At 61.9% G+C, this 23,201-nt stretch carries 21 protein-coding genes; 9 read left to right on the forward strand and 12 right to left on the reverse strand.

Annotated elements, in window-relative coordinates; all coding sequences use genetic code 11:
* Window positions 1–70: 70 nt before the first annotated feature.
* Complete coding sequence (gene orn / locus GQX66_RS28180; RefSeq protein WP_240872104.1) at window positions 71–613, reverse strand: oligoribonuclease; 543 nt, start codon at window positions 611–613, stop codon at window positions 71–73.
* Window positions 614–720: 107 nt separating this feature from the next.
* Between orn and rsgA the strand changes: the two genes are divergently transcribed.
* From rsgA to GQX66_RS28200, 4 genes are all read left to right on the forward strand, one after another.
* The gene (gene rsgA, locus GQX66_RS28185) at window positions 721–1,752 is read left to right on the forward strand and encodes a small ribosomal subunit biogenesis GTPase RsgA (protein ID WP_240872105.1); all 1,032 of its coding nucleotides are present in this window, start codon (window positions 721–723) and stop codon (window positions 1,750–1,752) included.
* Between the two features lie 209 nt (window positions 1,753–1,961).
* Complete coding sequence (locus GQX66_RS28190; RefSeq protein WP_064379087.1) at window positions 1,962–2,369, forward strand: TIR domain-containing protein; 408 nt, start codon at window positions 1,962–1,964, stop codon at window positions 2,367–2,369.
* Window positions 2,370–2,371: 2 nt separating this feature from the next.
* On the forward strand, window positions 2,372–3,331 hold the full coding sequence (locus GQX66_RS28195) for a caspase family protein (protein WP_102686788.1): 960 nt from the start codon (window positions 2,372–2,374) through the stop codon (window positions 3,329–3,331).
* Window positions 3,331–3,822 carry a toll/interleukin-1 receptor domain-containing protein gene (locus GQX66_RS28200; RefSeq protein WP_085685200.1) on the forward strand — a complete coding sequence of 164 codons (492 nt, stop codon included), beginning with the start codon at window positions 3,331–3,333 and terminating at the stop codon, window positions 3,820–3,822. The genes GQX66_RS28195 and GQX66_RS28200 overlap by 1 nt, the downstream gene beginning before the upstream one ends.
* Window positions 3,823–3,910: 88 nt before the next feature.
* Here GQX66_RS28200 and motB read toward each other — a convergent pair whose 3' ends face one another.
* Complete coding sequence (motB, locus tag GQX66_RS28205) at window positions 3,911–4,978, reverse strand: flagellar motor protein MotB (protein ID WP_102686790.1); 1,068 nt, start codon at window positions 4,976–4,978, stop codon at window positions 3,911–3,913.
* A 3-nt stretch (window positions 4,979–4,981) separates the two neighbouring features.
* On the reverse strand, window positions 4,982–5,833 hold the full coding sequence (gene motA / locus GQX66_RS28210; RefSeq protein WP_007952169.1) for a flagellar motor stator protein MotA: 852 nt from the start codon (window positions 5,831–5,833) through the stop codon (window positions 4,982–4,984).
* 167 nt (window positions 5,834–6,000) lie between these two features.
* On the opposite strand from motA, the gene GQX66_RS28215 reads away from it, so the two are divergent.
* Genes GQX66_RS28215 through asd form a run of 3 tightly spaced genes read left to right on the forward strand, consistent with a single transcriptional unit; the run spans window position 6,001 to window position 9,273 of the window.
* Entirely contained in the window at window positions 6,001–7,539 is a 1,539-nt protein-coding gene (locus GQX66_RS28215; RefSeq protein WP_240872106.1) for an HDOD domain-containing protein, read from the forward strand.
* Between the two features lie 39 nt (window positions 7,540–7,578).
* Window positions 7,579–8,394, forward strand: coding sequence for a rhodanese-like domain-containing protein (locus GQX66_RS28220; protein WP_064379082.1), 816 nt, complete (start codon window positions 7,579–7,581; stop codon window positions 8,392–8,394).
* 18 nt (window positions 8,395–8,412) lie between these two features.
* Window positions 8,413–9,273 carry an archaetidylserine decarboxylase gene (asd, locus tag GQX66_RS28225; RefSeq protein ID WP_240872107.1) on the forward strand — a complete coding sequence of 287 codons (861 nt, stop codon included), beginning with the start codon at window positions 8,413–8,415 and terminating at the stop codon, window positions 9,271–9,273.
* A 60-nt stretch (window positions 9,274–9,333) separates the two neighbouring features.
* On the opposite strand, the gene GQX66_RS28230 is transcribed toward asd, so the two are convergent.
* Window positions 9,334–9,735: a lectin OAA gene (locus GQX66_RS28230; protein WP_102686793.1), complete on the reverse strand. Its 402-nt coding sequence runs from the start codon at window positions 9,733–9,735 to the stop codon at window positions 9,334–9,336.
* A 222-nt stretch (window positions 9,736–9,957) separates the two neighbouring features.
* Here GQX66_RS28230 and GQX66_RS28235 point away from each other — a divergent pair, with 222 nt between their 5' ends.
* Window positions 9,958–11,712, forward strand: a complete 1,755-nt coding sequence (locus GQX66_RS28235; protein ID WP_240872108.1) for a molecular chaperone — start codon at window positions 9,958–9,960, stop codon at window positions 11,710–11,712.
* A 39-nt stretch (window positions 11,713–11,751) separates the two neighbouring features.
* Here the strand turns inward: GQX66_RS28235 and serB are convergent, their stop codons facing one another.
* Window positions 11,752–12,966, reverse strand: coding sequence for a phosphoserine phosphatase SerB (gene serB, locus GQX66_RS28240; RefSeq protein ID WP_039766615.1), 1,215 nt, complete (start codon window positions 12,964–12,966; stop codon window positions 11,752–11,754).
* Window positions 12,967–13,100: 134 nt separating this feature from the next.
* Between serB and GQX66_RS28245 the strand changes: the two genes are divergently transcribed.
* Window positions 13,101–14,609, forward strand: coding sequence for an AhpA/YtjB family protein (locus tag GQX66_RS28245; RefSeq protein ID WP_102686795.1), 1,509 nt, complete (start codon window positions 13,101–13,103; stop codon window positions 14,607–14,609).
* A 379-nt stretch (window positions 14,610–14,988) separates the two neighbouring features.
* Here GQX66_RS28245 and GQX66_RS28250 read toward each other — a convergent pair whose 3' ends face one another.
* The 7 genes from GQX66_RS28250 to cpdA all read right to left on the reverse strand — a co-directional run bounded on the left by GQX66_RS28250 (window position 14,989) and on the right by cpdA (window position 23,129).
* Complete coding sequence (locus GQX66_RS28250; RefSeq protein WP_085746491.1) at window positions 14,989–15,699, reverse strand: ABC-type transport auxiliary lipoprotein family protein; 711 nt, start codon at window positions 15,697–15,699, stop codon at window positions 14,989–14,991.
* Window positions 15,700–15,876: 177 nt separating this feature from the next.
* Window positions 15,877–18,141, reverse strand: a complete 2,265-nt coding sequence (gene parC / locus GQX66_RS28255) for a DNA topoisomerase IV subunit A (RefSeq protein WP_129972327.1) — start codon at window positions 18,139–18,141, stop codon at window positions 15,877–15,879.
* Window positions 18,142–18,148: 7 nt separating this feature from the next.
* A complete protein-coding gene (locus GQX66_RS28260) occupies window positions 18,149–18,673 on the reverse strand; it encodes a TIGR02281 family clan AA aspartic protease (protein ID WP_240872109.1) in 525 nt (174 codons plus the stop codon).
* Entirely contained in the window at window positions 18,670–19,659 is a 990-nt protein-coding gene (locus GQX66_RS28265; protein WP_240872110.1) for an esterase-like activity of phytase family protein, read from the reverse strand. The genes GQX66_RS28260 and GQX66_RS28265 overlap by 4 nt, the downstream gene beginning before the upstream one ends.
* Entirely contained in the window at window positions 19,659–21,566 is a 1,908-nt protein-coding gene (gene parE / locus GQX66_RS28270; protein ID WP_039766602.1) for a DNA topoisomerase IV subunit B, read from the reverse strand. Before parE ends, GQX66_RS28265 begins: the two co-directional genes overlap by 1 nt.
* A gap of 42 nt (window positions 21,567–21,608) precedes the next feature.
* On the reverse strand, window positions 21,609–22,217 hold the full coding sequence (locus GQX66_RS28275; RefSeq protein ID WP_064382909.1) for a YqiA/YcfP family alpha/beta fold hydrolase: 609 nt from the start codon (window positions 22,215–22,217) through the stop codon (window positions 21,609–21,611).
* A 96-nt stretch (window positions 22,218–22,313) separates the two neighbouring features.
* A complete protein-coding gene (gene cpdA / locus GQX66_RS28280; protein WP_240872111.1) occupies window positions 22,314–23,129 on the reverse strand; it encodes a 3',5'-cyclic-AMP phosphodiesterase in 816 nt (271 codons plus the stop codon).
* Between the last annotated feature and the right edge of the window lie 72 nt (window positions 23,130–23,201).

Consider the following 23,201-nt stretch of genomic DNA (forward strand, 5'->3'; position numbering starts at 1 on the left):
GCAGGAAGGCGCGCAGTCTACTCACTTCACCGAGGCACCAAAAGAGGGCGCCTCGGCGTGGGTGCCGATCTCAGAACTTGATGAAATGCTTGCGGTAATGCTGCAGCTCGGCGATGGACTCGCGGATGTCATCCAGCGCCAGGTGGGTGCTGCCCTTCTTGAAGCCGTCGCGCACGTCCGGCGCCCAGCGCGCGGCCAGTTCCTTGAGTGTGGAGACGTCGAGGTTGCGGTAGTGGAAGTAGCTTTCCAGCGACTTCATGTGGGTATAAAGGAAGCGACGATCCTGGCAGATGCTGTTGCCACAGATCGGCGACTTGCCCTTCGGCACCCACTTCTCCAGGAAGGCGATGGTTTCGGCTTCAGCCTCGGCCATGCTCACGCGGCTTTCACGCACGCGCTGGGTCAGGCCGGAGTTGCCGTGAGTGCGGGTGTTCCACTCATCCATGCGGGCGAGGACTTCGTCGCTGTGGTGGATGGCGATCACCGGGCCTTCGGCCAAGGTGTTCAGGTCACTGTCGGTGACGATGGTGGCCATTTCGATGATCACGTCGTTTTCCGGATCGAGACCGGTCATTTCCAGGTCGATCCAGATCAGATTCTGCGGGTTTTGCATATTTCGGCTCCTGAGCAATGCTGCGCAGTTTAGCCTAGGCAGCCTGCCGGGCGTGCTAAACTCGCGGCCGTTTTACCTAATCGCTGCATTCTTCAGACGGAACACCCATGGCCAAACGCCAACTCAATCGTCGTCAAAACTGGCGCATCGAAAAGATTCAGGGCGAGCGCGCCGCCCGCGCCGCCAAACGCGAGTCCTCGGCTGTCGAGGCGCTCGAAGGCGGCGACCTGGGCCCGGAAGAGCACGGCCTGGTGATCGCCCACTTCGGGGTGCAGGTCGAGGTCGAGGCCGTTGACGGTGAGCTGGCCGGCCAGGTCTTCCGCTGCCACCTGCGGGCCAACCTGCCGGCACTGGTCACCGGCGACCGGGTAGTATGGCGCGCCGGCAACCAGGGCATCGGCGTGATCGTGGCGCAACTGCCGCGCACCACCGAACTCTGCCGTCCGGACAGCCGTGGCCAGCTCAAACCGGTGGCCGCCAACGTCGACATGATCGTCATCGTGTTCGCCCCGCTGCCCGAGCCCCATGCGAACCTGATCGACCGTTATCTGGTCGCCGCCGAGCACGCTGGCATCCGCCCGTTGCTGCTGCTGAACAAATTCGACCTGATCGACGAACAGAACGCCCCGGCGCTGAATGCCCTGTTGGCGGTCTATCGCACGCTGGGTTATCCGGTGCTGGAAGTCTCGGCGCACCACGGCAACGGCATGGAGCAATTGCAGAAGCAGCTCGACGGGCGCATCAGCGTGTTCGTCGGCCAGTCCGGTGTCGGCAAGTCGTCCCTGGTCAACAGCCTGCTGCCGGAAGTCGAAACCCGCGTCGGCCCGCTGTCCGAGCTGTCCGGCCAGGGCACGCACACCACGACCACCGCGCGCCTGTTCCACTTCCCTGGCGGCGGCGAACTGATCGACTCCCCGGGCATCCGTGAATTCGGCCTCGGCCACGTCAGCCGCGCCGACGTCGAAGCCGGTTTCATCGAGTTCAACGACCTGCTCGGCACCTGCCGCTTCCGCGACTGCAAGCACGATCGCGAACCGGGATGCGCACTGCTCAAGGCCCTGGAAGACGGCCGCGTGCAGCAGCAGCGAATGAACAGCTACCGCTCGATCATCGCCAGTTTGCCGGAAAACGGCTACTAAACAGCCCTGTCGGCGGCCCTTCCCCAAGGGCTGCCGGTTGTCGGAACCTGCCGGCGTTCCCACCCTCACCTTAAACACAAGCCCTTTCTGTAAGCCTGATTACTTCAGTTTGCAGGACATTTCTCTTTTCCCGCCCAGACCTTGTAGCGCCCTTCCATAAGCCTAAATTGGGTTCTTCCTTCGCACCTTTGCGATCTCCGAGGAACCCCATGCAGACCTATCATTTGTTCATCAGTCACTCGTGGAATCATCCGCACGCCCACGACAATCTGGTGCGCCTGCTCGGCGCTCAACCCGACTTCTGCTTCAAGAACTTTTCCGTGCCACCGCACAATCCGATCATGGGTGCACGCACCGACAAGCAGCTTGAAGAGGCGATCGAAAACAAGATCCGGCCGTGCTCGGCGGTGTTGATCATGGCCGGCATGTATTCGACCTACAGCAAGTGGATCAACAAGGAAATCGAGATCGCCAGACGCATGGGCAAGGTGATCATCGCGATCAAACCGTTCGGTGCCGAACGGATTTCCACCGTTGTACGCAATGCCGCACATGCCGAGTGTGCGTGGAACACCCAGAGCATCATCAAGGCCATCCGCCTGCACACGGCGGTGTAACCATGCGCAAGGGACTGTTTATCGGCATCAACCACTACACCCACGTCGCGCCACTGAGCGGCTGTAACAACGATGCCATGGCAATGGCCTCGGTACTGGAGCGCCACGCCAACGGGCGGCCGAACTTCAGCAGCAAGGTACTGACTTCAGCCGAGGAGAACCTGACACTCGACACGATGAAGCAACAGATCCGGGAGCTGTTTTCCGGCGACTGCGATGTGGCGCTGTTGTACTTCGCAGGCCATGGCCAGTTCGACACCAGCATCGACGAAGGACTGCTGATTCCACAGGACTTCCGGCACGGCGGCGAAGGCATTCGCATCAGCGACATTCTGACGTGGGCCGATCAGGCACCGCACATCAAGAACAAGATCATCATCCTGGATTGCTGCCAGGCCGGCGCAGCAGGTGCCATGCGCAGTCTGCGCGGTGGCAGCAGCGTGATCGGCGAAGGCATGACCATCCTGACGGCCTGCAAGAAAGAACAATCGGCGCTGGAAAGCCGTGGCCACGGGGTGTTCACCGATCTGCTGTTGCAAGCCCTGCACGGCGGCGCAGCCAATGTATTGGGCAAGGTCACGCCGGGCAGTGTGTATTCGTTTGTCGACAATGCGCTGGGGGCATGGGAACAGCGGCCGGTGTTCAAGACCAACGTGTCGCAATTTGTACCGCTGCGCGAAGTCGCGCCGCTGATTGCCGAAGAAACACTGCGCAAGCTCAAGGACTGGTTTCCCGAGCCGAGCTTCGTCTTCCGGCTCGATCCCAGCTACGAACCCACCGAAGCGGCATTCGATCCCGATCACGGCGATGTCTTCAAACAGTTGCAGATGTGCAACCGCCACAGCCTGATCGAACCGGTCGACGCCGAGCACATGTACTACGCCGCCCTCCACTCCACCGGCTGCCGCCTCACTGCACTCGGCGCCTATTACCGAGAGCTAGCGCTCAAAGGACATTTCTGATGCCCGTATTCATCAGCTACCGCCACGGCGATCGCGCTCAGGCGATTGCCATCAACAGCCGCCTGGTTCAGGCCAATATCAAGACCTACCTTGATGTGCTGGATCCTGAATCCCAGACCACCGACGACATCACGGGTGTCATCACCCGTAACATCACCGAGTGCAGCCACCTGCTGGCCGTGGTGTCGGAAAAGACCGCACTGTCGTGGTGGGTGCCGTTCGAAATCGGCGAGGCGACCATCAGCCACCGACGAATCTGCTCGTTCAGAACCGGGCCGGCGGAGCTTCCGCACTACCTGGACAAATGGCCGAAGCTGAGCACCGATCGGGATCTGGATTTCTTCATCGATGCTTACCGCACCGAAGGAAACGTCAAGCGTTCCATGACCCTGGATTCGGTCACGGCAAATCAGTCAACCCGAACCGCCAATCGACACAACGCCGAAGTGTTTCATGACGCGCTGAAAAACCGTATTCGACGCGGGTTTTAGTCAGCCCGAGCGCCGCAGGGAATACGTCTGTGACCAGCCTTCCCACCGGACACAAAAAAGCCGACATCGCTGTCGGCTTTTTTGTGGGTCACTGCTTCGGCGCGGGAGCCGGTGCAGCAGGCGCCGGGGCTGGTGCCGCGGCGCCCGGTTCGGTCGGTTTCGGCAGCGGGTCGTCGAACAGGTTCAGCCGTTCGCGCAACTCGTGTGCAGGCACCGGCTGCTGATCTGCCGGCAAGGCGTTCGGGTCGACCGGGGTGGCCGGCGCCGCGCCGTTCTGGCCTTGATCTGCCGGTTTCGACGGGTCGGCACCTTGCGAACCTTCGATGGCCGCCTGGGCCTTTTTGGTCAGCACCACGATGTCGATGCGGCGGTTGACCGGGTTGAACGGGTTCTCCTTGTCGAACAGTGCCGACGAGGCGTAACCAACAACCCGCGCCACTTGAGCATCCGGATAACTGCCTGCCACCAATGCACGCCGGGCGGCGTTGGCACGGTTGGCCGAAAGCTCCCAGTTGCCGAAATCGCCGTTGCCCACGTAAGGCTTGGCATCGGTGTGACCACTGATGCTGATCTTGTTCGGCACCGCCTTGATGGTGTCGGCCATGGCCAGCAGGATGTCTTCGAAGTACGGCTTCAGGCGTGCAGAACCGGAGTCGAACATCGGTCGGTTCTCGGCGTCCATGATCTGGATGCGCAAGCCGTTCGGCGTGATCTCGAACAGGATCTGATCCTTGAACTTCTGCAGTTGCGGGTTCTCGTCGACCTTGTTCTGCAGTTCCTGCAGCAACAGTTCCAGGCGTTCCTTCTCGACCTGCTCGGCCATGCCTTCAACCTGTTCGGTGTCGACCGTGACCTTGTCCGGTTGCGGCTGCGACTTCACTTCAGGGTTGAGGGTATTTTCCGGCGCCAGGGTCGGCGTGCCGCCCAGATCGATGATGTACGGCGTGCCGCTCTCGGAGAAACCGACCGGGTCCTTGAAGTAACCGGCGATGGCAATCTTCTGTTCCGGGGTCGCGGTGGACAGCAGCCACAACACCAGGAAGAACGCCATCATCGCCGTCGCGAAGTCGGCAAAGGCGATCTTCCACGCCCCGCCGTGATGCCCGCCGGCGATGCGCTTGACGCGCTTGATGATTATCGGCTGGTTATTTTCCATGACTTAACGACCGCGAACGGCTTGTTCCAGCTCGGCAAAGCTTGGACGGTGAGCCGGGTACAGAACCTTGCGACCGAACTCGACAGCCAGCGACGGCGGCATGCCGGAAGCCGAAGCCACCAGCGAGGCCTTGATGGCTTCGTAGACGTTCAGCTCTTCCTTGGCATCGTGCGCCAGGGAGTGCGCCAGCGGGCCGAAGAAACCGTACGCCGCGAGAATACCGAAGAAGGTACCCACGAGTGCCGCACCCACGTGCAGACCGATGGACTTCTGATCGCCCTCACCCAGGGAGGCCATGGTCACCACGATACCCAGTACCGCCGCGACGATACCGAAACCCGGCATGGCGTCGGCAATGCCGTTCACCGCGTGGGACGGATGCTCGAGGTCTTCTTTCAGGCTGTACAGTTCCATGTCGAACAGGCCTTCCAGCTCGTGGGGAGCCATGTTGCCGGAGGACATGATGCGCAGGTAATCGCAGATGAACGCGGTCATGCGTTCGTCTTTCAGCACCGCCGGGTACTTGGCGAAGATCGGGCTCGCGGCGGCGTCTTCGATGTCGCCTTCGATGGCCATCATGCCTTCGCGGCGGCTCTTGTTGAGGATCTCGTAGATCAGGCCCAGCACTTCCAGATAGAACGTGTGGCTGAAACGCGAACTGAACATGCTCAGGGATTTCTTGAGCACGTGCATCGTCATGTAGCCGGGGTTGGCCTGCAGGAATGCACCGAGTGCAGCACCACCGATGATCATTACCTCGAAAGGCTGGATCAGGGCGGCAATCTTGCCGTGGGAGAGCACGTATCCGCCGAGCACGCTCGCGAATACGACGATGATGCCGATAATTTTAGCCATAGGTAGAAAGGTACTTGTTTAAGTCGGGTTCAAGGTCATATTCGGAAGTTAAAAAATCTCTTCTTCTACTTATCGGCAAAACTGCGCCAGACTATAGCCAGTTCAGGCGAAAAGCCAATTTAGCCCATGCCGGGCGCGTCTACAGTCAGTGAAGATCTCGTCCAGACATGGCTAATGAAACGAACGTCCCACACGTAAAACCGACCACACTCGATGGCTGGGTGAAGCTGCTCGACAGCGTTCGCCTGCCGGTGCCGCAAGATGCCCATGACCGGGTCTGCCGGGCGATTCGCGATGACCGCAGCTCGCTGCGCGACATCGCCGACCTGATGCAGGACAGCCCGGCACTGGCTCTGAGCATCATCCGCGAAGCCAACCGCCACACCCACGGCAACATGACTGCGCCGGCGGAAAACCTCGAAGTGGCGATCAATCGCCTCGGCCTTGGCCGCACCGAAGAACTGCTCGCGCGCCTGCCCGCCGAACCTTCCGCACAGATCCCCCAGGCCCTGCGCCAGTTGCAGATGATCAGCCAGCACGCCACGCAACAGGCCAACGGCTTTTTCGCCAGCCGCCTCGCACGTTTGTGGCAGGACATCCATTGGGGCAGCCTGCTGTTTCTGTCGCCGCTGTGGCCGTTGGCACTGACCTTTCCCCAATTGCTTGAAGAGTGGGAAGTGCGGGTTATCCACAAGGGCGAATCAGCGCGCGTCGTGGAAAAGCAGCTGTTCGGCGTGCGCCTGCTGAAAATCGGCGAAGCGCTGGTGGAAGCCTGGCGTCTGCCGATCTGGGTGCAACAAGGTTATCGGCTGCTGCTGACCGAGCAGCGCGAACTGGTCAGGGTCCTGCGCATTGCCCGCGATGTGGATCATCCGTTGCGCCAGCAAAACCGCCTCGACGACGATCCGACCCTGCGTCGCTGGCTCAATCAGCCGGCCAACACCGTGTTACTGGCCAACGGTCTGGCACTCTCGGCGCAACAGGCCTGGGACAGTCCGCACAGCGAGCGCTGGCAATTCCTGACCAGCCTCTATCTGCAAATCTCGATGGACGAGGTGCAACAACAGTTGCACCAACAGGCCGCCGTCAGCGCTCGCCATCATTCCATGCCGGATCTGTGGCACCCGGCGGTTTCGCTGCTCTGGCCGTGGGGCACCCGTCGTCTGCCTGCCGGAATGCTGCCGGCTACGGCGCCATCCGCTGAAGATCTGACCCAGTGGCGCCGGCAATGCGCCGAGCTGCTGGCCGTGCCAAGCCGCTTCACCAATGCCATGAGCCTGACTGTCGCCGCCCGTGACGCGCTGGTCGCCAGCGGCATGCGCCGGGTGATGATCCTGATGGCCGACCGCAGCCACGCCAATCTGCGCGTCCATCAAACCTCGGGGTTGCCGAAGGAAGCCGCTGCGCTCAATTTCGTTGTCAGCCAGAGTTCGGTGCTGCAACGCTTGCTCGCGCAGCAGGCGCAAGTGCGGATCACCCCGGACAACAATGCCCAGTTTTCCGCCCTGCTGCCGCCCTCGCTGCGCACGCTTTTCCGGGGCGAGCACCTGTTCCTGCGTTCACTGGTGAACAACGGCCGGGTGATCATGATCGTGGTCGCCGACCAGGGTGGCGGGCCGTTCGCCGACATCACCGTGCAAGCCTTCGGCAAAACCGCGCAGTGCATCGAGAAAGCCCTGCACAGTTTTAGCCAGCGCGGCCAATGACAGCTACAATCCTTCCCCTTTGTGCTCTGGAGACCTCACATGTCTGATTTCTCTGGCCTGGCCCTGGTGATCGAGCCGAGCGACCTGCTGCCGCGCCTCGAATCCCGCGATCTGATTCTGGTGGATCTGACCAGTGCCGCCCGCTACGCCGAGGGACACATTCCCGGCGCACGTTTTGTTGATCCGAAACGCACCCAGCTGGGTCAGGCGCCGGCTCCGGGCCTGTTGCCGAGCAAAGAGAAACTCGAAGAACTGTTCGGTGAACTCGGCCATCGCAAAGACGCGGTCTACGTGGTCTATGACGACGAAGGCGGCGGCTGGGCCGGGCGCTTCATCTGGCTGCTCGACGTGATCGGCCATGACAAATACCACTACCTCGACGGCGGTCTGCCGGCGTGGCTGGCGGAAGGCTCGCCGATGTCGATCCAGATTCCTCCAGCGGCGGGCGGCCCGGTTGCCCTGACCCTGCACGAGGAACCCACCGCCACCCGCGAATACCTGCAGAGCCGTCTCGGCGCCGCTGACCTGGCGATCTGGGACGCTCGAGGCCCGCTGGAGTATTCCGGCGAAAAGGTCCTGGCGGCCAAGGGCGGGCACATCCCCGGCGCGGTCAATTTCGAATGGACGGCAGGCATGGATCAGGCGCGCCAACTGCGCATCCGTACCGACATGCCGCAGATCCTCGAAAACCTCGGGATCACCAAGGACAAAGAGATCATTACCCACTGCCAGACCCATCACCGGTCCGGTTTCACTTATCTGGTGGCCAAGGCCCTCGGTTATCCGCGGGTCAAGGGCTACGCCGGTTCCTGGGGCGAATGGGGCAACCACCCCGACACCCCCGTCGAGCTTTAAGGATTTTTAAGGACAGTCATGAAAGAGCGTTTGTTTATCATCAGCCAGTACCTGCTGCCTCATCACCTGCTGTCGCGCCTGGCCGGCTGCGTCGCCGAGTGCCGCGTGCGCTGGTTCAAGAATGCCTTCACCACCTGGTTCGCCAAGCGTTATCAAGTGGACATGTCGCAGGCGCTGGTTGAAGACGTGACCGCTTACGAGCACTTCAACGCCTTCTTCACCCGCGCGCTGAAAGACGGCGCACGTCCACTGGACCAGACCCCGGGCGCAATCCTCAGCCCGGCCGACGGTACGATCAGCCAGCTCGGTCCGATCGAACACGGTCGTATCTTCCAGGCCAAGGGCCACAGCTTCAGCGTGCTGGAGCTGCTGGGCGGCGACGCGGCCAATGCGGCGCCGTTCATGGGCGGTGAATTCGCGACTGTTTACCTGTCGCCGAAGGACTACCACCGCGTGCACATGCCGCTGGCCGGCACCCTGCGCGAAATGGTCTACATTCCGGGCCGGATCTTCTCGGTCAACCAGACCACCGCGGAAAACGTTCCTGAACTGTTCGCCCGCAACGAGCGCGTGGCGTGCATCTTCGACACCGAGCGCGGGCCGATGGCCGTGGTGCTGGTGGGCGCGATGATCGTGGCATCGATCGAAACCGTATGGGCCGGTTTGGTCACGCCGCCGAAGCGCGAGCTGAAAACCTTCCGTTACGACGAAGCCGCCCGTGCGCCGATTCATCTGGAAAAAGGTGCGGAACTGGGGCGCTTCAAGCTGGGTTCGACCGCGATCGTGCTGTTCGGGCCGGATCAGGTGAAATGGGTTGAAGAATTGAAAGCCGGCTCGCCGGTGCAGATGGGTCAGGCCCTGGCACTGTCCAACGCCTGAACCTGTTGATCCGCCCTTTCGCACGTCTGCGAAGGGGCGGATACGACCTGGGTGGCGCCGTTACTCTATCTGCCCACGGAAGCCGATCGGGCCTTCGTTGGCGTAGGTATTGGTGCCACTGAGGTTTTTCCCTCCGTCATTGGATGTGACACTCAACGCGATAACATTCTGGTTATCCCGCCCGCCGATCACCCACTTGCCACCTGGGTGCCACGGGGCATCGTTGCCACCCCACTGGTTTTCGACGTTGTACTGGTTCTGGCCAGTGCGCTGAGCCTTGAAGCCAATAGGGCCTTCGCCGGCGTAAGTCATAGTGCCGTTAAAGGTTTTGCCACCGTCGCCGGACTTGATCTCGATCGCGACGACGTTCTGGTTGTCCCGCGCGCCCAGCACCCAGGTTCCACCCGGATGCCAGGGTGCCGAACTACCGCCCCATTGATTTGCCACTGCGTATTTAGACATGAACCTCATCTCCTTGAAGTTTCGGGAGACCTGCCCCGACGTTGACGGCAGGCCGTGCAACCGTGCGTTTCCGATCGCACGCCTGAGAGCCTAGTAGCGCCTGCGGGAATGGCACCAGGCCAGCAGACCAACGGTAAAAAACCCTGACAATCGCCTGCGAAACAGACCACAACTGCTAGAGTTTTTGGCATTGCCCTATTCGCCGCCGGAGCTTGTCACGGCATGAGTGAGCCTCGTTCCCAACCAAAACTGAGCGCCCCGACCCCGACGCAGTTGCGCCTGTCCTTCTGTGAAGCCACCCCGCGCGACCTCAAGCGCTGGATCGCCGACCTGCCGAAAGCAAACATCGGCGAAACCGCGCGCCTGCTGTATCAAGGCTTAGGTGAGCTCAATCAATTGCTGACGCCCAGCGATAATCGCCTGCATCTGCTGGAACTGTTGCGCCCCGAGGTTTACTTCGTCTGCCAGCATCTGGAACGGCATTTTCTGCATCAGGCGATCATGCTCGATGAGCGCTCACGCAAGATCAGCAACCTGTGCCAGGCCCTGCAAAGTCAGCTGGCCATCGGTTACAAACAGATCATTCTGCGGATCGCGCCCAAGTATTCCCGGGATCGCGCAGCCCTGGTGAGCGAAGCGCTGCAACGGGCGGCCCATGCGCTGAAAGGGCAACTGGTTCGCGCTACGCAGTTGTACAGCGCCGCACCGGAACAGCTGTGGTTCGAACTGCATCAATTGTTTCGCTGCGCCTGCGAGCTGCAACTGCAACATCGCCGGGTGCGCGACGACCTTGCCAGCCTGACCGCCGAGTTGAGTGTCGAACAGACCTACCTCGCCGCCCTGCTGCTGGGCAGCGCCCGCTGCAATCAGTTGCGGCAGAATCAGATCGTGCGTCTGGCGCAAGTGGTGGAACCGTGGAGCGCCTGGCTGAAGCTGCATCCCGCCCATCCGGGCGAAGGGTTGTTCGCGGTTTCGGCAGAGATCGACGCCGGCCCGCGTTACCGCTCCCAATTCCGTAGCGAGCAACAAGCCAGTCTGCTCGGTTTCGATCCGCAACCACTGGTGAACGCCATCGAGGCCCACCTGCTGCATCAGGATGCGACCACGCCGCTGCCCGTGCCGTCCGGCCTGACGCTCGACACCCTGCAACATTTGCACGCCACCTGGGGCGAAGCCGCCGAACGCAGCTTCCAGCGCACCGTCGGCCAGGGCAACCTGACCGTGTGCGTCGGCATGAGCGCCCTGCACTTCTACCTTGGCGGCGAGCGCACCTTCAGCGAACTGCTCAAGCACCCCGGCGCCCGCGCGGCGAATTTCAGCCGCGCGGTGGTTCAGGGCGAAAAGGACAGCTGGAGCCAGGCGTTCGATGCCGCACCACAGAGCACGTCCGATGAATTGTTGCCCTACGAGGAAATCCGCTACGAACCGCTGATCGACGATGAAGACGACGCCGACAGTCCGCCGCATTACCCGACCTACGCCTTGCCGGTGATCAACCACAGCCCCGGCGGTTATTGTCTGGCCTGGCCGAAGGATGTACCCGCCGAATTGCAGGCCGGGGAAATGGTCGGGATTCAGGACAGCCTCAATCAGGGCTGGAGCATTGCCGTGGTGCGCTGGATCCGCCAGGTACGCGGCGCCGGTACGCAAATGGGCATCGAACTGGTGGCGCCCCATGCGCGGCCGTGCGGTTTGCAACTGGTGCGTTCGCGGGATGATCACAGCCAGTATCTGCGCGGTTTGTTGTTGCCGGAAATCAGTGCGATCGACTTGCCGGCGACGCTGTTGGCGCCACGGCTGCCGTTTCAGGAAGGCAACAAAGTGCTGATCAACACCCAGGGCGAGGAGCACCGCGCCGGGCTGGATCGGCGGGTGGCCAGCACTCACAGTTTCAATCAGTTTGCCTATCGCTCGCTGGAAACCGCCAGGAATGGCGGGAGCGAAGAGGATTTCGACTCGTTGTGGAAATCCCTTTGAGCCAGGACCGCAGCCGAAGGCTGCGATCCTGCGCCGATGTCAGAGCTGCCCGTCGCGATCGCGGAAGCCCAGCAGGTACAGCACGCCATCCAGACCGAGGGTCGAGATCGCCTGCTTCGCCGACTGTTTGACCAGCGGCTTGGCGCGGAACGCCACGCCCAGACCGGCAATCGCCAGCATCGGCAGGTCGTTGGCGCCGTCGCCCACGGCGATGGTCTGCTCCAGACGCAAACCTTCTTTTTCAGCCAGCTGCTTCAGCAGATCAGCCTTGCGCTGGGCATCGACGATCGGCTCGATCGCCACGCCAGTGCATTTGCCGTCGACCACTTCCAGTTCGTTGGCGAACACGTAATCGATGCCGAGTTTGGCCTGCAATTGCTTGGCGAAGTAGGTGAAGCCGCCCGACAGGATCGCGGTCTTGTAGCCCAGACGCTTGAGTTCGGCGAACAGGGTTTCGGCGCCTTCGGTCAGGCGCAGCGAGGCGCCGATCGAATCGAGCACGCTGACATCCAGGCCCTTGAGCAGTGCCAGACGCTCCTTGAAGCTGGCGCGGAAGTCCAGCTCGCCGGCCATTGCCCGCTCGGTGATTTGCGAAACCTGATCGCCGACGCCGGCGGCTTTGGCCAGTTCGTCGATGACCTCGGCTTCGATCAGGGTCGAGTCCATGTCGAACACCGCCAGACGACGGTTGCGACGGAACAGCGAATCTTCCTGGAAGGCGATGTCGACGTTCAGCTCCTGAGCCACGCTGAGGAATTCGGCGCGCAGGGCCTGCGGGTCGGCCGCTTCACCGCGTACGGAGAATTCGATGCAGCCCTTGCCCTTGTCAGCCGGGGTATCCAGCGGCATACGACCCGACAGACGGTCGATATGATCGATGTTCAGGCCGTATTTGGCGGTGATCGAGCTCACGGCCTGCAACTGGCCGGCGGTGACCTTGCGGGTCAGCAGGGTAACGATGTGGCGCTTTTTGCCCTGATTGCCCACCCATTGCTGGTAATCCTCTTCGGACACCGGGGTGAAACGCACCTGCTGGTCGAGCTCATAGCCCTTGAACAGGATGTCCTTGAGCACCGACTTGCCTTGCTCGGAGTCGGGGATTTCCACAAGGATGCCGAACGACAGCATGTCGTGGATCACCGCCTGACCGATGTCGAGGATATTCACACCACCCTGGGCCAGAACACCGGTAATGGCCGCCGTCAGACCCGGACGGTCGACTCCCGTGATGTTAATCAGGACGATTTCGCGCAACGCGCACCCCCGCAACTGGAAAAAAACCGCATTCTACCCACTTTCAGTGACCATCGGGCACCGCCAGCGCTTTGCCGGTCTAGGGCCTGTCGCTATACTGCGCGTCAACTTCACGGACAAAAGAGCCGAGCTCAGTGAACCGGCCCACGCCAGTTAAAACCGATAACTTCTTTCTGCTGATCTTCCGTGCACTGCGCCACCGCCGTGTACCGATTGCATTGCGCATTGCCAGCCATAACGTGATCCTGGTCGCCCTGGCCCTGGTGATCTATGCCTGCGTGATGGGCCTGCAGTTCAAGCAGGCCATGCACGAGCAGGCCGATGCGCTGGGCGAAAGCCTGACCACGCAGACCGCCACCTCCGCCACCGAGCTGCTGGTGTCCAACGACATCCTCAGCCTCAACGTGCTGCTCAACAACCTGACCAAGAACAAGCTGGTGGCCCACGCCGCCATCTACAGCGTGGACAACCGCATCCTCGCCGAGTCCGGTCAGCGGCCCAAGCACGGCCTGCTGGGCGAAGCCGAGGGCATGTACGAGAGCAAGATCACTTTCCAGGACGTGACCGCCGGGCAACTGCGCATCAGCCTGGACATGGATCAGTTCCAGCAGCCGATGACCATCAGCCTGCAAAGCATGGGTATCCTGAGTGCGATCCTGCTGGCACTGTCACTGGCCCTGAGCCTGCGTCTGGGCCGGCACATCTCCACGCCGCTGCTGCAACTGCGCGTGTGGTTGCGCCGGATCGACGAATACACGCCGGGTATCGAACGTCAGGACGAGATCGGCGATCTTGCCCGCCAGTTACACGCCAACTATGCGCCGGAGCCGGCCGAACCGGAGCCTGAGCCGGAACCCGAGTTCGAGGACGACGAGCCGGAATTCGAAGTGCGCAACCTGCGTGATCCGAGTTTCGACGAGAGCCGCCCGATGGCTGCGCAGAAGCCTGCGCCACGCCATGTGGTCAGCACCGTTGAAGACGACGATGACGAAGACCCGTTCGCCGATCTGCGTGACGAGTCGCTGGACGAAACAGCACAACCGGCAGTGCGCCGACCGACCCCGAGCGTGCCGCAACACACGGCGGTGCTGGCGGTACAACTGGGCTCGCAGGAACAACTGCGCCGTTTGCCGCGCGCACGTCTGGAAGAGTTGCAGGATCGCTATCGCGACTGCCTGGAGCAGGCTGCTTCGCTGTACCAGGGTGAAATCGAAACACTGAACGACGGCAGCACCCTGATGCTGTTCCACACCGAAGACAGCGGCGACGATTACCTGACCAACGCCATCTGCTGCGGCGAGCTGCTGCGGGCGCTGGGCCACCAGTTGCAGATCGAAGTCGCCGACAGCGGCATCACCCTGCAATTGCAGCTGGGCCTGACCCTCGGCGACGAACTGTTCGGCCTGAGCCAGATTGACCTGTTGCTGACCGATTCCGCCCAGGACGCCCTGGCTCTGTCGCAACACAGCCGCAACCTGCTGCTGGTGGAGCGCAAGATCGGTGACGACGCGCTGATTCGCCAGCGTGCACGAATCCGGCCGATTGCCAGCCCTGAGGGGGCTTGCTGTGTGGAGCGGTTGATGGAGCCTTATCCGTCGATGCTTGAGCGGCAGCTGGCGCGGATGCATGAGCGTCGGGCCTGAGGCCTTGCCCTTGATGTGAAGAAGCCCGCAGACGAGTGATTGTCTGCGGGCTTTTTGTTTGTGGCGTTATTGTGATATCACCCGTCGTCAAACAGCCCCTCACCCTAGCCCTCTCCCAGAGGGAGAGGGGACTGACTGAGGTGTATAACGCTATCCGTCGACCTGAAAATTTGAGTCGATTATGGATTCACAGCCGAGCTTTCAAGTCGGCGTACCTCCCGAATATCCCCCAATCAGTCCCCTCTCCCTCCGGGCGGTCCGACGTTTCGGGAGGGTTAGGGTGAGGGGCTTTTCGAGTCGGACACCAATGCATGTCCCACCAACGCCCAGACACGACAAAGCCCGCACAAGGCGGGCTCTGTCCTGACTCGATCCAGCCTTAGAAGCGAAACACTTCCATATCCGTACGAATCGGCGAAGCCATCGGTATCTTCGGCTGCTTCTCGGCTTCCGCCGCCGGTGCTGCCGGTTTCGGTGCCGGTTTGCGCGGCGCTTCGGCGACCGGTGGCTGATTGGCCAACGGCTTGAGCGCTACCGACAACTGCTCGGCCAGACGCTGCAACAACACGCCTTGCGCCTGCACCTGCGCGGCGGTGGTGCCGGCATGCTGCTCTTGCAGATGGACGATGCGGTTATCGCGCACCTGGCCACGGCGGTCGATCAGACGCCATTGCGCATCGAGGATCGCCGGTTGCGATTGACCAGAATCCAGACGCGTAATGGTCAACAGCACCTGCACATCCGGGGTGAAGCCCACAGTGGCCGGCGCCAGCACGACGCGCTGACTGTCCAGATGCCCGGCAACCTGACGCAACAGCAACTGATCGATGTCCGACGAAAGGCTTCCGGCCCAGCGACCATCGGTCGAAGCTTGCAGGCTGCCGTCCGGTTGACGCTGCAGCAGGGTCTCCCGTTGCAGGTAATCGGCAACGATCACAGGGCCCAGCAAAACTGCCATGCCCGCGCTTTGCGCAGGCTGGGCCGGACTTCCGCTGTCCAGCTGATACAGCGACACCGGCTGGTGAACGCTGCAACCCGCCAGGCCAAGAACGCCGGCGAGCAGGAAAATAAGGGGGCGCAGAGAAGTCATCATCCCGTCCAGGTGGCCGCCACAAGGCTGACCACAGTGAAAATACTCAATAAATATGAAGAACGCTCGGCCACGCCGGCGCTTGGAAAGGCCATATCATCCGTGAATATGCGTTCCGACTCCAGCGCCAAAGCGCCGATCTACGGGTTAAATCGTAGATCGGAGCGTCTAGGACGCTTAATTGAGGTTTTCGACGAGCAGCGCATCCACCCGCTGGAAGCCACGTGGCAGTTTGTTACCACGACGACCACGTTCACCTTTGTAGTGTTCGAGGTCGTCGGCTTTCAGCGACAAGGTACGTTTTCCGGCCTGCAGCACCAAGGTGGCGCCTTCCGGAAGAACGGCGATGTCCGTGACATATTCTTCGCGACTGGCCACACGCTCACCGGAAATACCGATGATCTTGTTGCCTTTGCCCTTACCTAATTGTGGCAGATCGCTGATCTTGAAGATCAACAGGCGACCCTCGGTCGTCACCGAGGCCAGCCAGTTGTGCTCGCGGTCGGCGACCGGACGCGGCGCAATCACCTTGGCGTTGTTCGGCAGGCTCAACAGGGCCTTGCCGGCCTTGTTCTTGGCTTGCAGGTCTTCGCCTTTCACCACAAAACCGTAGCCGGCGTCGGAGGCGATCACGTACAGCGAGTCCTCTTCAGGCATCAGCACGCATTCGAACGTGGCGCCCGGCGGCGGCGTCAGACGGCCGGTCAACGGCTCGCCCTGGCCCCGTGCCGATGGCAGGGTGTGGGTGGCCAGCGAGTAACTGCGGCCCGTGGAGTCGATGACCACCGCCGACTGGTTCGAACGCCCCGCCGCCGAGGTCTTGAAGCCGTCCCCGGCTTTGTACGACAGGCCGGTGGCGTCGATCTCGTGGCCTTTGGCCGAACGGATCCAGCCTTTTTCCGACAGTACGACGGTGACTTTCTCGTTCGGCAGCAGATCGTGTTCGGTCAGCGCCTTGGCTTCGGCACGCTCGACGATTGGCGACCGACGGTCATCGCCGTAGGTTTCAGCGTCTTTCAACAGCTCGGTGCGAACCAGCTTCTTCAGCTTGGCTTCGCTGCCCAGCAAGGCTTGCAGCTTGGCTTGTTCCTTGAGCAGTTCGTCCTGCTCGTCGCGCAGCTTCATCTCTTCCAGTCGCGCCAACTGACGCAGGCGGGTGTCGAGGATGTAGTCGGCCTGGATCTCGCTGAGGGCAAAACGCTCGATCAGCTTGGCTTTCGGGTGTTCCTCGGTGCGGATGATGTGGATCACTTCATCCAGGTTGAGGTAGGCGATCAGCAAACCGTCCAACAGGTGCAGGCGACGCTCGACCTTGTCGAGGCGGAATTGCAGGCGGCGACGCACGGTCAGCACGCGGAATTCCAGCCACTCCACCAGCAGCGCACGGAGGTTTTTCAGCTGCGGCTTGCCGTCCAGACCGATGATGTTGACGTTGACCCGATAGGTCGACTCCAGCTCGGTGCTGGCGAACAGGTGCTGCATCAGCGCTTCGTGATCGACGCGGCTGTTGACCGGAATGATCACGATGCGGCACGGGTTCTCGTGGTCGGATTCGTCGCGAAGATCGGCGATCTGCGGCGCTTTCGACGGTTTGGCCTGCATCAGCGCAGCGATCTGTTCCAGCACCTTGGCCCCGGAGACCTGATGCGGCAGCGCGGTGACGATGATGTCACCGTCCTCGACGTGGTACACGGCGCGCATGCGCACCGAGCCCTTGCCGGTTTCGTACATTTTCAACAGGTCGGCGCGTGGGGTGATGATTTCCGCTTCGGTCGGGTAGTCCGGGCCCTGAATGTGCTCGCAGAGCTGTTCGACCGTGGCTTTCGGCTCATCGAGCAGGCGCACGCACGCGGTCGCGACTTCGCGCAGGTTGTGCGGCGGTACGTCGGTGGCCATACCCACGGCGATGCCGGTGGTGCCGTTGAGCAGGATATTCGGCAAACGTGCCGGCAACACCAGCGGTTCCTGCAGGGTGCCGTCGAAGTTCGGGCCCCAGTCTGCGGTGCCCTGGCCCAGTTCGCTGAGCAGCACTTCGGAATAACGCGACAGCCGCGCTTCGGTGTAACGCATGGCGGCGAAGGATTTCGGATCGTCCGGCGCACCCCAGTTACCCTGGCCGTCCACCAGCGTGTAGCGATAGCTGAACGGCTGGGCCATCAGCACCATCGCTTCGTAGCACGCCGAGTCGCCGTGCGGGTGGAACTTGCCGAGCACGTCGCCGACGGTACGCGCCGACTTCTTGTGCTTGGAATCGGCATCCAGCCCCAGCTCGCTCATGGCATAGACGATACGCCGCTGTACTGGTTTCAGACCGTCGCCGATATGCGGCAGGGCACGGTCCATGATCACGTACATGGAGTAGTTGAGGTAGGCATTTTCGGTGAAGTCAGCCAGCGACCGGCGTTCTACGCCATCTAAGCTGTCTGCAAGGTTATCGCTCATGCGGGCCTCATCGGTTCGTTGTCTGGCGCAGCAGCATGGTGCCGCCGCGCTGAGTAAATTCAAGTTTGTTCAGGGCGCTCATGCCGAGCAGCACCTGATCGCCATGCAGCCCCGGCGCCACCAGTGCGCGGACGTCCCGCAGCACGATGTCGCCCAGTTGCAGGCGGTCGATACGGGTGCGATAGCCCTGGCTCAGGCCATTGGCCGTGCTCAGGGTCACACCGAAACCTTCTTCCAGCCTGAGGTCTTTCGCCACCTCGGCAGGGATTGCCACATCGGTCGCGCCGGTGTCGAGCATGAACTCCACCGGCCGACCGTTGATCAGGCCGCTGGCGACAAAATGTCCCTGGGCGTTGCCGATCAGTTTCACTTCGATAAAGCCGTTGCCCTGCAGCGAAGCCACTTCCGCATTGGGATTACGCTGGCGTTCTTCCCACTGGCCGAAAAACCGCGTGGCCAGAAACAGCGCCGCGCACCACGCCAGAATCATCAGCACCCGACCGGCGCGTTTGCCCGGCGGTTGCTGGCTCATGGCTTGGCGCTCCAGCCACCCTCAGGCGCGGCGAAACGCCAGATGATCGGGCGAACCTCGCCATCGGCGCGCGGGCCGAAATTGTTGTCGACGCCGATCCAGGCACCCTGTGCATCGACGACCAGCGCCTCTTCCAGCCCGAAGTTCTGCTCGTAACGACGATTGGCCTGCAACAGCTCGGCCGCATACGACCAGCAGAGCTCGACCTTGGCCGTCTGCGCATCCCGTCGACAGATCTGGTACGCGTTGCGCTCAAGGGTAAACAGCTTGCCGTTGAACAGGGAGATATCGGAAAAATCCCGATTGACCGGACGGGCTTTCGGGAACTGCGGCGGTTGCATTTCCATGCCGCCCTCGCTGAGCAACACGCAGCGACCGTCACAATCCCACACTGTCTGCTGGCGTTTGATCAGCAACAAACCGCGACTTTGCCGCTCGGCAGCCAGCCACATCTGATCGCCCGCCGGACTGATCGCCAGACCTTCAAATATCGCGTTGAACTGCAGCAACATGCCACTGGCCCGCGCCTCGCGCACCATCATCGGCGAGATTTTCAGCCACGACGACGGCCCCTGCGGCGGTACTTGCAGCACGGCCGCGTGGGCTTCGCTGACGATGTAGCGGTTACCGGCGCTATCACAGCTGATGCCTTCGAAATCCAGATCGCCGCCACGAATGAACGACGCCGCCCAGGTGCGCGAACTGATGCCCCACGGCAAGCCGCTGTCCGGCACTTTCGGCGGATCGATGCGCACGGCCGTGGCCTGCCAGACCCGGTCGCGGATATCGAGACGGTAGATCTGATCATCGTCGCGGTCCGAAACCGTCCACAGGTCATTACCGCACAAGGCCAGCCCCGACAGATTGCCGCCGCGCATGCCTTCGACCGGGTGTTCGGCGAGCACGCGCAATTCTTGCACAGGCTCTGCCGACACCGTCATCGAACCCAGCAGCAACGCACCCGCCAAGGTCCAGCCAAACCGCATCAGGCCAGAACCTCGGCAAGGTTGCCCTTGGATTCGAGCCAGGTCTTGCGGTCGCCGGCGCGTTTCTTCGCCAGCAGCATGTCCATCATTTCCGAGGTCTGGGCGAAGTCGTCCCCGAGGGTCAACTGCACCAGACGCCGGGTGTTCGGGTCCATGGTGGTTTCGCGCAGTTGCGGCGGGTTCATTTCACCCAGGCCTTTGAATCGGGTGACCTGTGGCTTGCCGCGTTTCTTCTCGGCCACCAGACGGTCGAGGATCCCGTCGCGCTCGGCTTCGTCGAGGGCGTAGTAAATCTCTTTGCCCAGATCGATGCGGTAGAGCGGCGGCATCGCCACGTAGACGTGACCGGCATCCACCAGCGGGCGGAAATGCTGGACGAACAAGGCGCACAACAATGTTGCGATGTGCAGACCGTCGGAGTCGGCGTCGGCGAGGATGCAGATCTTGCCGTAGCGCAGCTGGCTCATGTCCTCGGCGCCCGGATCGACACCGATGGCTACGGCGATGTTGTGCACTTCCTGGCTGGCCAGCACTTCGCTGCCGTCGACTTCCCAAGTGTTGAGGATCTTGCCGCGCAACGGCAGGATCGCCTGGAATTCCTTGTCCCGCGCCTGCTTGGCAGAACCGCCGGCGGAATCACCTTCCACCAGGAACAGCTCGGAACGCATCGGATCCTGCCCGGCGCAATCGGCCAGTTTGCCCGGCAACGCCGGCCCCTGGGTGATGCGCTTGCGCTCGACTTTCTTGCTGGCCTTCAGGCGACGGCCGGCGTTGCTGATTGCCAGTTCGGCCAGCGCCAGACCGGTTTCCGGGTTGGCATTGAGCCACAGGCTGAACGCGTCCTTGACCACACCGGAAACGAAAGCCGCTGCTTCACGAGACGACAGACGCTCCTTGGTCTGGCCGGAGAATTGCGGCTCCTGCATCTTCATCGACAGGACGAAAGCAATGCGCTCCCAAACGTCTTCCGGCGCCAGCTTCACGCCACGCGGCAGCAGACTGCGGAATTCGCAGAACTCGCGCATCGCATCAAGCAGGCCCTGACGCAGACCGTTGACGTGGGTGCCGCCCTGCTCCGTCGGGATCAGGTTGACGTAGCTTTCAGTGACCGAGGTGCCACCTTCCGGCAGCCACAGCAAGGCCCACTCGACCGCTTCCTTGGTACCGGCCAGGTTGCCGCAGAACGGCGCGTCCGGCAGGCGCTCGAATTCGCTGACCGCGTCCACCAGGTAGGAACGCAGGCCGTCTTCGTAATGCCACTCGACCTTCTCGCCAGTGCCTTTGTCTTCGAAACTGATCAGCAGCCCCGGGCACAGAACGGCCTTGGCCTTGAGCACGTGCTTGAGGCGGCTGATGGAGAATTTCGGCGAATCGAAGTATTTCGGATCCGGCGCGAAGTACACGCTGGTCCCGGTATTGCGCTTGCCGACGGTGCCGATCACTTGCAGATCGGTGGCCTTGAAGCCGTCGGCAAAGGTCATTTCATATTCGTTGCCGTCACGCTTGACCCGCACCCGTACCTGGGTCGACAAGGCGTTGACCACCGAAATACCCACCCCGTGCAGACCACCGGAGAACTGGTAGTTCTTGTTGGAAAACTTGCCGCCCGCATGGAGCTTGGTGAGGATCAGCTCGACGCCCGACACACCCTCTTCCGGATGGATGTCGACCGGCATGCCACGGCCGTCGTCGCAGACTTCCAGCGAATGATCGGCATGGAGGATGACCTGGATCGATTTGGCGTGGCCGGCCAAGGCTTCGTCGACGCTGTTGTCGATGACTTCCTGGGCAAGGTGGTTCGGCCGACTGGTGTCGGTGTACATGCCGGGGCGCTTGCGCACCGGGTCGAGGCCCGAGAGGACTTCGATGGCGTCGGCGTTATAGGAGCTAGCGCTGGGAGTGGCCATAGGGTCTCGTCGTCAGTGAATCAATGAAAATGGGGCAAGACTTCACAGTGCGGTGAAATCGATTGCCTGATAGGTATCGGCACCAATCCCGGCAAAGCTGAGCAATGCCGGCAATTGTGTAACAAATCCCTGGAAACTGTGGTCGCCGCCGGCCTGAATGCGCAAGGCGCAGGCCCGGTAATACTGCTGGGCAAGGCGATAATCCAGCGTTTCATCCCCGGTCTGCAACCATACCTGATAACGCTGCGGATCCTGCGGCGCCGGCACTTCCAGCTCGGCCAGGGCCGTCACGTGGTCGTGGGTCAGCTCCCAGGTTTCGTCGGTGTACAGGTTTTTCTGGGTGCCCAGGTATCCGTCGAACATCCGGTGCGGACTGACGGCCGGGTTGACCAGCAAGGCTTTCAAGCCATGGCGCTCGGCCAGGTGAGTCGCATAGTAGCCGCCGAGCGAGCTTCCCACCAGCAATGGCCGGCCGAGTTCGGCGATTGCCTGTTCCAGCTGACCGATGGCTTCGCGCGGGTGGTGATGCAGCGCCGGCACACGCAGTTGATCGCTCAAACCCAGCCGCTCCATCACCTCGACCAGCTGACAGGCCTTTTTCGAGGCCGGCGCACTGTTGAAACCATGGATATAGAGAATCGAACCGGACATTTGAGCTCCCTGGGCGTCGGCTGAAGAAAGCGGAGTTTACAGGGAGTCGAGGGGTGTTGGGCCAGCACCCGAGGAAATCAGCGCTGCGCCCGTCAATCAGTAACCGTCGGAGCCGTAATCAACCTGAAAATCGAAACCCGTGACACGCTCCACACCGGTCTCGATTCGCCCATCCGGCAACAATCGCAACCAGCGATACCCCGGTGCCTGCTCGCCGACCTTGAAGTCTTCGCTGCCCGGCTCGAACTGGATGCAGGTCGACGGCGATGCCATCAGCCGTACGCCGTTGCGCTCGCGGTCGATCTCCTGATGGACATGCCCCCACAGCACGGCGCGGGCCTGCGGGAAACGGTCGAGTACGTCGAAAAACGCTTCCGGATTGCGCAAGCCGATCGGCTCCATCCAGGCGCAATCGATCGACACCGGGTGATGGTGAAAGCACACCAGATGATGGCGATCCGGCGCTTCGCTCAGGGAGCGGGCGAGCAGTTGCAGCTGGTCGTCCTGCAAATACCCCGGCACCGATCCGGGCACGGCCGAATCGAGCAGGGTCACGCGCCAGTTGCCGACGTCCACCACGGACTCCAGCAGCGCACTCTTCACAGTCGCCTGAGCCATGATCTGTGGCTCGTCGTGGTTGCCGGGAATCCAGCGGGCCGGCGCGTCGATCTGCGCCGTCATCTGCCGGAATTGCTGGTAGGACTCCAGCGTACCGTCCTGGGACAGGTCGCCGCTGGCAACGATCAGGTCGATCCGCGGTTGCTGTTCGAGCACCAGTTCGATGACTTTTTGCAGGCTCTCGCGGGTGTTCATGCCCAGCAACGTTCCGTCCGCCTCGGCGAACAGATGACTGTCAGAGAGCTGCACCAGCAACGCCGTGTCGGCGGTGGTCAAAGTCGATACGCTCGGCAAGGCGTTCTCCCCCGGGATCGCGGGACTGGATAGGTGCGGCAATTATGCGGGGGGACAGCGCAAAGAGAAACC

The sequence above is a fragment of the Pseudomonas sp. B707 genome (genome assembly GCF_022496685.1).
GTDB classification, from domain to species: Bacteria; Pseudomonadota; Gammaproteobacteria; order Pseudomonadales; family Pseudomonadaceae; genus Aquipseudomonas; species Aquipseudomonas paraglycinae.